This is a genomic window from Mesorhizobium sp. M0437, from assembly GCF_040321335.1.
Taxonomy (GTDB): Bacteria; Pseudomonadota; Alphaproteobacteria; order Rhizobiales; family Rhizobiaceae; genus Mesorhizobium.
On sequence record NZ_JAMYRK010000109.1, the window covers coordinates 1 to 11,104 of the forward strand.

An 11,104-nucleotide genomic window follows, 5' to 3' on the forward strand; every position below is an offset into this window, starting at 1 on the left:
TAGTTTAGGAGAGCGCCGGCGGGGCGGCGCGCGCCGGCGCCCCCCCGCGCGCGGCGCCCGGGACGCCGGGGATGATGGTAAGTACGCACGCCGCGGCGGGGGCGGGGGGGGGGGGGGGGGTTGCGTGCTGGCCACGCGCCGCCGGCGACGGCAGCGTCTCGACGGCACGGTCGAGCAGCCCGCGCGCCTCGAGCGCCTCCATGAAGCGGCTCTGATGGGCAATGTCGGCAAGGCCGCGCTTGCGAGCAAGGGACAGCGCCAGCGTCTGCTGGTAATTGTTGGACAGCACCAGGGCGCTGACCTCGTCGGTCATCTCGGCCAGCAATTTGTTGCGCGACGGCCGCGTCAGCGATCCCTTCCGCATGGCGGAAGCCAGCGCGATCTTGATGTTGACCTCGACGTCTGAGCAGTTCACGCCGCCCGAATTGTCGATCGCATCTGAGTTGCAGCGGCCGCCATTCAATCCGAATTCGATGCGCGCCCGCTGTGTGACGCCGAGATTGGCGCCTTCACCGATGACCTTGGCACGCAGGTCGAGCGCGGTGATGCGGATCGCGTCATTGGCACGGTCGCCGACGTCCTGGTTGGTCTCGCCCGATGCCCTGACATAGGTGCCGATGCCGCCGAACCACAAAAGATCTGCCGGCGCCTTGAGGATGGCACTCATGATCTCGACCGGCGTGGCCGTTGTCTTGCCGAGGCCGATAGCTGCAGCCGCGGCAGCCGGCAAGGTGATCGACTTCTGGCTGCGCGAGACGATGATGCCGCCTTCGGACAGCTTCGTCTTGTCGTAATCCTGCCAGCTTGAGCGGGCGAGAGCGAACATACGCCGGCGCTCGGCCATCGAAGCGGCCATGTCGGGATCGGGATCGATGAAGATGTCGCGATGATCGAAGGCGGCGATCAGCCGGGTCTGCTCCGACAGCAGCATGCCGTTGCCGAACACGTCGCCCGACATGTCGCCAACGCCGACGACGGTGAACGGCGTGGTTTGGATGTCGCGGTTCATCTCGCGGAAATGCCGCTTGACCGCTTCCCAGGCGCCCTTGGCGGTGATGCCCATCTTCTTGTGGTCGTAGCCGGCCGAACCGCCGCTGGCGAAAGCGTCGTCGAGCCAGAAGCCGTGCCTTTCGCTGATGGCGTTGGCGATGTCCGAGAAGGTCGCCGTGCCCTTGTCCGCGGCGACGACGAAATACGGATCATCCTGATCGCGCCGCACGACGCCGGCTGGCGGGATGACGCCATCCAGCCCGATATTGTCGGTGATCGACAACAGGCTGGAAACGTAATTCTTGTAGGCGGCCGTGCCGGCCTCGAAAATTGCGTCGCGCCCGGCGCTCATCGGCAGCTTTTTCGGGTAGAAGCCGCCCTTGGCGCCAACCGGCACGATCACCGCATTCTTGACCTGCTGTGCCTTGACCAGGCCGAGCACCTCGGTGCGATAGTCCTGCGCACGGTCCGACCAGCGCAGGCCGCCGCGCGCGACCGGGCCGAAGCGCAGATGCACACCCTCGACCTCGGAGCCGTAGACGAAGATCTCCCGCCATGGCCGCGGCGCCGGCAGCCCGTCGACCGATTGCGAATCGAGCTTGATCGCCAGCGATTGGCCTTTCTGTTTCGTATCGGCAACGAAATGATTGGTGCGCAGCGAGGCTTCGATCAGGTTCAGATAACGGCGGATGATGGTGTCGTCGTCAATGTTGGGAACGTCTTCCAGCGCATCCGTGATCTTGGCTTTCAGATGTTTGGCCTGAACGACGCCTTCCGTCTCGGCCGTCGCGCCGAGGCGGGCGACAAACAGCGCATGCAGGCCGCGGGCGATCTCGGGATAACGGTTGAGCGCGGCGGCGATGAAATCCTGGCTCTGCGGGATGCCGGCCTGCTGGAGATAGCGGCCATAGGCGCGCAGGACGGTGATCTCGCCCGACCACAGGCCGGCGGTCTGGGCAAGGCCGTTATAGCCGTCATTGTCGACATCACCGCGCCAGACGGAAAGGAACGCATCCTCGAACAGCGCGCCGCCATTGCCGAGGTCGATCGGCCTGCCGTAGCTGTTCTCGAGTTCCATGTCGTGGATGAAGACCATGCCGGGCTGATCACTATTGATCGTGCCGGATTGATTGTCGCCGACCTCGAAAGTGCGCTCGCTGATGACGCGGAAACCAATGTTTTCCAGCACGGGCACGCGCCGCGACAGCGCCACCGGGCTGCCATGGTGATAGATCTTCAGTGCCGCCTGATGCGGCTTCTGGTCGGCGTGACGGTAATAGTCGATGGCGATCGGATTTGACGCATCGAGCTTGGCGATGCGCCCGGCATCGGCCAGCGCCACGCCCGGCCGAAAACTGTCGCGATAGCTTTCCGAAAAACGCGAGGCGATGGCCGTGAGTCTCGCATCGGCGCCGGTCTCGGTCGCGGTCTCGCGCAGGGCATCGTCCCAAGTCCGTACGATGTCGCGGATCGCCGCCTCGATCGTTGCCTGCTCGACCTTCGGCGTCTTGCCGCCGGAGCGGCCGATGATGAAATGGACGCGCGCCAGCCCGCCTTCCGGGAAGGCCGGGTAATAGGCGGACAGCCGGCCTTCGAAGACGGTCTTCAGATAGGTGCCGATCTTCTCGCGCACGACGCTGTCGTAGCGGTCGCGCGGCACGAAGACGAGCACGGAGACGAAGCGGTCGAACTGGTCGACACGCACCAATGCCCTGACGCGCGGCCGCTCGATCAAGCCCAGTATGGCTTCGGCATGCTTGCGCAGGATCGGCACCGGAACCTGGAACAGCTCGTCGCGCGGATAGCTCTCCAGCACGTTGATCAATGCCTTGCCGGAATGGTCGCTTGGATTGAAGCCGGATTTGGCGATGACGGTTTCCGCCTTCGAGCGCAGATAGGGGATTTTCATCACCGAGCGCGTATAGGCAGTCGAGGTGAACAGGCCGACGATACGGAGCTCGCCTGAAAGCACGCCTTTGCCGGTGTAGGTCTTGACGCCGATGTAGTCGAGGTAGATGCGGCGGTGCACCGACGACTTGGCGTTGGCCTTGGTGACGATCAGCGGTTCCGGCCCATGCAGGAAGGCGCGGATTTCCGGCGTCGTGCTCACCGCTTCGGTGCCGCGTCTGAGCACCAGCACGTCGGGATCGGAAAGGATGCCGAGGCCGGGCTTTTCGGCGCGCTCGAGCATGCCGCTCGTCTCGCCGCCGGTATAGTTGAATTCGCGCATGCCGAGAAAGGTGAAGTTGTCGTCGCGCAGCCATTCGAGGAAGGCGATCGCCTCGGTGACATGGGCCTTGTCGAGCGGCACTGGCGAGTAGCGGAATTCCGAGATCGCCTGGTCGAGGCGGGCAAGCATCGGCTTCCAGTCGGTGACGGCGGCTCGCACCTGGCCGAGCAGTTTCGTCAGGCGTGCGGCCAGGCCTTCGGCCTGCTCGGCCGAAAGGCGGCCGATATGGACATGGATGACGCTCAGTCGGTCATGGCTGTGGTCGCCCTTGGCATAACCGCCATCGCCGAGGATTTCCTCGACGCCGTTCTTGCCGTGCCTGACGACTATGACTGGATGGGTAACCAGCAGCGGCTCGCCGGCGCTTTCTGTAATCTCGCCGAGGACGGAATCGAACAGGAACGGCATGTTGTCGTTGACGACAGTGATCACCGTCATCGGCCGGCCCTGGCGGACGACACCGGAATCGACGTCTATGGCAACGACGCAGTCGTCCTTCTTGTGCCTGGCCACTGCGCGGCCGGCGAGTTCGGCAGCGCGTTCGAGATCGATGACGTCGTAGGCGGCGACATCTTCGGCCGGAGCTCGGGCCAGCAGGTAGTCGGCAAGCCTGCCGGGCTTTTCACCACCCGCGGCTTCACCCCTCGTCAGGCCGGCTTTTTTCAACCGGCTCGCTGACTTTACGCTGGCCATGAGTCCCTCCCGTCACATGTTTTTGCGGCTATGCTAACAGATGACGGGTATTTGGCGACAAAGGTTTGACGGCTTGCGACGAAATGTCGGAATTCACCGGCAGCCTGGCGAAAAAGAGGAGAGATCCGCCATGACGGACAAAATCACCGCGCTTGACCTGGCACCGGCGGAGCTGAGCGACGCGACCAAGGCCTATTTCACCAAGTGCCGGGAGAAGCTCGGCCTCGTTCCCAACGTGCTGCTCGCCTATGCCTTCGACGAGAAGAAGCTGCGCGCTTTCACCGACATGTACAATGATTTGATGCTGGGTGAATCCGGCCTGTCGAAACTCGAGCGCGAGATGATCGCGGTGGCCGTCTCATCGGTCAACCATTGCTACTATTGCCTGGCCGCGCATGGCGCGGCGGTGCGCCAGCTTTCCGGCGACCCAGCCTTCGGCGAGATGATGGTGATGAATTTTCGCGCCGCCAAGCTGTCGGACAGGCAACGCGCCATGCTCGAATTCGCGGTGAAGCTGACCGGGCAGCCGGCAAAGATCGTCGAAGCGGACCGGGCGGCGTTGCGGCAAGTCGGCTTTTCCGACCGCGACATCTGGGACGTCGCCTCGACCGCGGCGTTCTTCAACATGTCGAACCGGCTGGCATCGGCAATCGATATGCGGCCGAACGATGAATACCATGCGATGGCGCGATAGGGCACCGCCGTTGCGAGCCAACGGCATATTATATTAGCTACTTCGCATTCTCGTTGCTTGTTTGCCGGTTTGGTCCGATGATCGGCATGCGGCATGACCGCATGCCGGTTCGATGCCGCCGATCAGAGGAGGAGAACATGGCGAAATTTCTCTACGTCTATCACGGCTCGGGCAAGATGCCGACCGAGGAGGCCGAACGGAAGGCAGCGATGGATGCCTGGAACGGCTGGTACGGCAAGCTTGGTTCAGCGGTGGTCGACGGTGGCAATCCAGTCGGCATGTCGAAGACCCTGCTGCCTGGCGGCAAGGTCGAGAACAATGGCGGCAGCAATCCGACCGCCGGTTACACCATCATCGAAGCAAAGGACATCGACGATGCCGTCGGCAAAGCCAAAGATTGTCCTATCTTGACGGACCCGGGTTTCAGCGTCGAGATCGCACCGATAATCGAAATGGGTTGACGCCGGCTCAAGACCGCGCGGCGATCGCCGCCGCAGCGCCGGCCATGGTACCGGCGCTGATGCGGTTGGCGATTTTCATCGCCCGCTTGCTCCTCAAGAGCTTGCGCGCCTGCGATGCGGCGAGCACCCATGTCAAATCGATGGCGACCAGGACCACTGCCATGGTCGCCGTCAATTCGATCCAGCCCACCATGCTGACCGAACCGAGGTCGATGATGGTCGGCAGCAGCGCCAGATAGAACATCATGATCTTGGGGTTGCCGAGTGTCACCGCCATGCCGGCAAAGAACAGTCTGACGGGCGAATCTTCGCGCGGCAGCGCGCCTTCCTTGGCCTCGACCGGTGCCGTCCACATCTTCCAGGCAAGCCAGCCGAGATAGGCGACGCCGACCCACTTCACGACGACAAAGGCAAAGTGGAACGTCTGCGCCACCACGGCGAGGCCAAACACCGCCAGCGACAGCCAGATCGCTTCGCCGATCCACATCGCAAGCAGGAACGGGAACACGTCGCGAAACCCTTTTGCGATGACCCGCGCCACAAGAGCGGCGATCGATGGGCCGGGCGAGCCGGCGGCAACAAGCAGGGCGCCGGCAAAAATCAGAAGCGATGTGAAATGCATGACGCGGATCCCGTTTGAAATGTTTGGGTCGTTCAAGATAACCCAACTGGTCCGACGACAGTAGCGTCCACCGAAAGAAGGCTTGTCGGCCAGGCACCTCGCGGCTAGAAATGTCGTCCCGACATCATTTCGAGCTTCACTTTGCCTTCGTAACCGCCGGTCTCGTCAACTCCCCCAACACAGAGCAGGGCGTCGCAGTCGCGATGCCTATTTTCACATCATGTGTTCCTCGGGTGGCGGTTCGAGACCGGTTTGGCACTGCTGAACCGCTGTCGCGCATAACCACCCGCGACACCTGATTTCCAACTGCCGCAGTCTCTCGCCACGCCGTGCCCGCATGGGTTCTCGATATCGCCGATCTGACGAACTTCCCGACGGGAAGGGCTTTTCGGCATGCCTTCGATACTGCGTATCCGCTGGACGATCACACCCAAGACCGCACCTCGACCTCACCTCAACTGCAATCGCTGCGGCGGCCTGAAAGCCTATCGCTGCAGCGGCAAATTCCGGGTCAATGCCAACGGCAAGCGCATTGACGCCTGGTTGATCTACCGCTGCATCGACTGCGACAATTCCTGGAATTTCGGCATTCTGGAGCGCTGCAGCCGCCGCGATATCGAACCGACAATATTGCAGGCGCTCGAAAGCAACGATCCGGTCCTGGCGCGGCGCCATGCCTTCGATGTTGCCGCATTGCGAAGCAGTATCGGGCGCGTCGAGGAGTTTCCCGAAGCCGTCGTTCATAAGCAGGCGCTCGGGGATAGACCGGAAAATACCAGCGCGCTCGAACTTCGGCTCTGGCTCGAAATGCCGACAGCGCTGCGGCTCGACCGGTTGCTCGCCAACGAACTCGGTGTCTCGCGATCGCGGCTTCAGGTTTGGGAAGAGAAACGATTGCTGGTGGTTGGTCCGGACGGAGCCAAAGCCTTGCGCAAGCCAGCGCGGGCGGGAACGGCGATCCAGATCCACCTGTCTGGCGAACCAGACCGGGACAAAATCATTTCGGCTGCAGGTGAATGAGGCAACGGCAGGGAATCCGTACGGCCAGGGGTCAGTTGCCCTCTTTGGAGGCCGAGCCAATCAAACCCTTGGCCGCATCGAGATCGCAGTCGGCGACTTGCACATGGATCAAGCCAAGCCTGCCCGTGTCGAGAAGATAATTCGCGAGAGCATAAATTCCATACGCGTCGAGCATCGACACGCAAACTTCGGCCTCGGGTCGATTGTCGTATATGACAGCCGTGACGAGTTTACCGCTCATTGCGCGGTATTGCCCTTTACGCCGCGCCGACCACTTTCGCCGACTTCTCAAAACGCTTGCGCTCATTCGGATCGAGATAGAGCTTGCGCAGGCGGATGGTCTTCGGCGTCACTTCGACCAGCTCGTCGTCCTGGATCCAGGCCAGCGCGCGTTCCAGCGTCATGCGGATCGGCGGTGTCAGCTTTACCGCCTCGTCCTTGCCGGCGGCGCGGATGTTGGTCAGCTTCTTGCCCTTGAGCACGTTGACTTCGAGGTCGTTGTCCCTGGAATGGATGCCGATGATCATGCCCTGATAGACCTTGACGCCCGGGTCGATGACCATCGGGCCACGGTCTTCCAGGTTCCACATGGCGTACGCCACCGATTCACCCTGTTCGTTGGAGATCAGCACGCCGTTGGTACGGCCCGGCAGCTCACCCTTGTAAGGTTCATAGGCATGGAACAGCCGGTTCATCACAGCGGTGCCGCGCGTGTCGGTCAACAGTTCCGACTGGTAGCCGATCAACCCGCGCGTCGGCGCGTGGAAGACGATGCGCTGGCGATTGCCGCCCGAAGGGCGAAGCTCGACCATCTCGGCCTTGCGCTCCGACATCTTCTGCACGACGACGCCGGCATGCTCCTCGTCGACGTCGATGACGACTTCCTCGACCGGCTCCAGCAATTCGCCGCTATCGCCCTTCTGCATGACGACGCGCGGCCGCGACACGGCGATCTCAAAACCTTCGCGGCGCATCGTCTCGATCAGCACGGCCAGCTGCAATTCGCCGCGGCCGGAAACGAAGAACGAATCCTTGTCAGGTGATTCCTCGATCTTCAGCGCGACATTGCCTTCGGCCTCGCGCAGCAGGCGGTCGCGGATGACGCGGCTGGTCACCTTGTCGCCTTCGGTACCGGCCAGCGGCGAATCGTTGACGAGGAAAGACATCGTCACAGTCGGCGGATCGATCGGCTGCGCGTGCAGCGGCTCGGTCACCGACAGGTCGCAGAAGGTGTCGGCGACAGTGCCTTTCGACAGGCCGGCGATGGCGACGATGTCGCCCGCCTGCGCCTCGTCAATGGGCTGGCGCTCGAGCCCGCGGAAAGCAAGGATTTTCGAGATTCGGCCGGTTTCGACCTGGGTGCCGTCATGGTGCAGCACCTTGACCGCCTGGTTGGATTTCAGCGTGCCGGATTCGATACGGCCGGTGATGATGCGGCCGAGGAAAGGATTGGCTTCCAGGATGGTGCCGATCATGCGGAATGGGCCGGGATGAACGGTCGGGGCCGGCACGTGCTTGATGACGAGGTCGAACAGCGGCGCCAGAGCCTGGTCCTTCGGACCTTCGGGGTTTTCCGAGACCCAGCCGTCGCGGCCTGAACCGTAAAGGATAGGGAAGTCGAGCTGCTCGTCGGTAGCGTCAAGTGCTGCAAAAAGATCGAACACCTCGTTGACCACTTCGACGTGGCGGGCATCTGGCCGGTCGATCTTGTTGATGACGACGATCGGCTTCAGTCCAACCTTGAGTGCCTTGCCGACCACGAATTTGGTCTGCGGCATCGGCCCCTCGGCGGCGTCGACCAGCACGATGGCCGAATCCACCATCGACAGAATGCGCTCGACCTCGCCGCCGAAGTCGGCGTGGCCGGGCGTGTCGACGATGTTGATGCGGGTGTCCTTCCAGTCGACCGAGGTCGCCTTGGCCAGGATGGTGATGCCGCGTTCCTTTTCGAGGTCGTTCGAATCCATGGCGCGCTCGGCGACGCGCTGGTTGTCGCGGAACGAGCCGGACTGTTTCAGAAGCTGGTCGACGAGGGTGGTTTTTCCATGGTCGACGTGCGCGATGATCGCGATATTGCGGATTTTCATGTTTTGGTCTCGGGAGCGTTGCAGGCAGCAGGCCAAAAGGCGCTGCCTCTTTCGGTTGGGCGGCTCATACAGGGTTTTTCGCAATTGCGAAAGAGGAGGCGAGCCACCAAATAAAGTCACCAAATCTTAAATGTCTTGGTGTGAAGTGGAATTATTAACCAAGGCGGAACCTTTCATGGTCCGGACAGTTCGAATTTCATGATCGAGATAGGCATCAAACTCCGGCCGATTTTGGCATGTACCGCGCTCGCCGTCCTCCTCGCGGCCGGCGCGGCGCAATCGGCGGCGTCGTTCAAGGAGACGCGGTCTGCTTTGCCGTCCGACAAGCCGTCGGCGGAGCAGCTTTTTGCCGATGCTCCCGATGGCGTCGATCCGGTGGTGACCGGGCCGGTCAGCGCCGCCTTCAAGCAGCGGCAGCAAAATGCCGGATGCGACAGCGCCGTCTGGCCCAACATTCCCGTCGTCTGCTATCCCGATTGATATACGTTCCTACCCTCGGGCTGGCCCGAGTGTAGTGGCGCCGTCGCTCACGCCGACCGCACCGGATCGAGCGTGACCTTGTAGAGTTCGCTGTCGTCGCGATCCATCAGCCGCACCGTCAACTGTTCGGTGGCGCCATCGATCTCGACGAGCCCGAAGAACTGCAGGCCGGCCGAAGGCGCCAGGTTTTGACCCTGTTCGGCAGTTGGTGCCTTTATGAACTTCAGCTCCGGGCCGAATGTCATATCGAAACCATTAGGCCCGAACGTCCCGGAATGGATCGGACCCGAAACGAATTCCCAAAACGGATCGAAGTCCTGGAACTGCGCCTTGTCCGGATTGTAGTAATGCGCGGCTGTGTAATGCACGTCTGCGGTGAGCCAGACAGTGTTGCTGATACCCGCATTCTTTATATAGCGAAGAAGGTCGGCAATTTCCAGCTCACGCCCTTTGGCCGGGCCATTGTCGCCATTGCTGACCGCCTCGGCCCCTACCTTCTTGGTGCCGTCGTTCCAGACGACGAGGCCGAGCGGCATGTCGGCGGCGATGATTTTCCAGGTTGCGTTGGAATTCGCCAGTTCACGCTTCAGCCACTTGATCTGCTGTTCACCGAGGATGCGCGATTGCGGCGTCATCGTCTCCTGCATATCCGGACCGTTGGGGCCGCGGTAGGAACGCATGTCGAGGAAGAACACGTCGAGCAGCGGACCATAGGCGATCTTGCGGTAGACGCGGCCGGGCTCCGACGGCTCGTAACGGATCGTCGTCATTTCGTGGAAGGCGCGCGCCGCACGTGCCGCCAGCACATGGATGGATTTTTCAGTGTAGCGATCGTCGGCGCTCAGGTCCTTCGAGTCCGACCAGTTGTTCAGCACCTCGTGGTCATCCCACTGATAGAAGGTCGGACAGATGGCGCTGAGCGCCAGCACATGCCTGTCCATCATGTTGTATTTCCACTGCGCCCGGTATTCGTCCAGCGTCTCGGCAACCTTGCGCTTCTCGTCGATCAGCACTTTGTTTTTCCACTTGCCGCCGTTGGGCAGGTCGACCTCGTCCTTCATCGCACCATCGGCATAGATCGTATCGCCCGAATGCAGGAAGAAGTCGGGCGTGTGCTTGGCAATGGTGGCGTAGGTCTTCATGCCGGTCTCGTCGATGCCCCAACCTTGGCCGGCGGTGTCGCCCGACCAGGCAAAGCGAATGTCGCGCTTCGAGGCAGGTGCCGTGCGGAAGCGGCCGACGACCGGCTCGGAAACGGCGTTGATGTCGGCAAGATCGGCCGCGACCATGCGGTAGAAGATGTCCTGGTCGGAGGCGAGATCGGTAAGCAGCCGCTTCACCGTATAATCGCTGGCCGGCGAGGTATCGAGCGGCGCGAGGCGGACGGCATTGGTGAAGCTTTCGGTCGGCGACACCTCGAACATGACGCGCGACGGCCGGTCGGTGCGTGTCCAGACCATGCCGCTGGTGGCGTCGACGTCGCCGGACTGGATGCCATGGGTGAAAGCCGGGCGCTGATTGGCGCGCGAGTAATAGGGGAGGGCGAGGCCCGAGGCGCCGACCAGGCCAACGGCGCTGGCCGACGTGACGAAAGCGCGCCGCGTCATCGAAATCTTGTTCATGGCTGTCTCCTGGATGGCGTTGAACGTAGCCGCCAAGCTCCAGCTTCAATGTTTCAGGCACATTTCGAAACGATGAAGGTTTGATAACAGTGAACAGGCTGGCGAATCTCCCCCCTCGAGGGCAGGGCTATCGCATATGAGTGATGGCATTGATGAGATAGTCGTCGTTCCAGGCGCATTTCTTGATGCGATGGCTGATGGGAAC

At 62.1% G+C, this 11,104-nt stretch carries 8 protein-coding genes and 1 pseudogene; 4 read left to right on the plus strand and 5 right to left on the minus strand.

The genetic code is table 11. The features are described from left to right. Positions 1-79 precede the first annotated feature (79 nt). A pseudogene (locus NKI72_RS32690) lies at positions 80-3,913 on the minus strand (NAD-glutamate dehydrogenase); the annotation flags it as partial. A 130-nt stretch (positions 3,914-4,043) separates the two neighbouring features. Between NKI72_RS32690 and NKI72_RS32695 the strand changes: the two are divergent. Beyond that, on the plus strand, positions 4,044-4,607 hold the full coding sequence (locus tag NKI72_RS32695) for a peroxidase-related enzyme (RefSeq protein WP_352683681.1): 564 nt from the start codon (positions 4,044-4,046) through the stop codon (positions 4,605-4,607). Positions 4,608-4,744: 137 nt separating this feature from the next. Next, positions 4,745-5,068 (plus strand): YciI family protein, encoded by a 324-nt coding sequence (locus tag NKI72_RS32700; protein ID WP_023678126.1) that lies wholly within the window; start codon positions 4,745-4,747, stop codon positions 5,066-5,068. A 7-nt stretch (positions 5,069-5,075) separates the two neighbouring features. Here the strand turns inward: NKI72_RS32700 and NKI72_RS32705 are convergent, their stop codons facing one another. Continuing rightward, on the minus strand, positions 5,076-5,690 hold the full coding sequence (locus NKI72_RS32705; RefSeq protein ID WP_352834068.1) for a LysE family translocator: 615 nt from the start codon (positions 5,688-5,690) through the stop codon (positions 5,076-5,078). Between the two features lie 393 nt (positions 5,691-6,083). On the opposite strand from NKI72_RS32705, the gene NKI72_RS32710 reads away from it, so the two are divergent. Then, a complete protein-coding gene (locus NKI72_RS32710; RefSeq protein WP_352834071.1) occupies positions 6,084-6,710 on the plus strand; it encodes a DUF1062 domain-containing protein in 627 nt (208 codons plus the stop codon). A 31-nt stretch (positions 6,711-6,741) separates the two neighbouring features. Here NKI72_RS32710 and NKI72_RS32715 read toward each other — a convergent pair whose 3' ends face one another. Together NKI72_RS32715 and typA are read right to left on the minus strand one after the other, a co-directional pair. Beyond that, positions 6,742-6,951 (minus strand): hypothetical protein, encoded by a 210-nt coding sequence (locus NKI72_RS32715; RefSeq protein WP_352772143.1) that lies wholly within the window; start codon positions 6,949-6,951, stop codon positions 6,742-6,744. A 16-nt stretch (positions 6,952-6,967) separates the two neighbouring features. Continuing rightward, positions 6,968-8,797, minus strand: a complete 1,830-nt coding sequence (typA, locus tag NKI72_RS32720) for a translational GTPase TypA (protein WP_352451241.1) — start codon at positions 8,795-8,797, stop codon at positions 6,968-6,970. 198 nt (positions 8,798-8,995) lie between these two features. Between typA and NKI72_RS32725 the strand changes: the two genes are divergently transcribed. After that, positions 8,996-9,277, plus strand: a complete 282-nt coding sequence (locus tag NKI72_RS32725) for a hypothetical protein (RefSeq protein WP_352451242.1) — start codon at positions 8,996-8,998, stop codon at positions 9,275-9,277. Between the two features lie 47 nt (positions 9,278-9,324). Here NKI72_RS32725 and NKI72_RS32730 read toward each other — a convergent pair whose 3' ends face one another. After that, a complete protein-coding gene (locus tag NKI72_RS32730; RefSeq protein ID WP_352540899.1) occupies positions 9,325-10,899 on the minus strand; it encodes an alkaline phosphatase D family protein in 1,575 nt (524 codons plus the stop codon). Between the last annotated feature and the right edge of the window lie 205 nt (positions 10,900-11,104).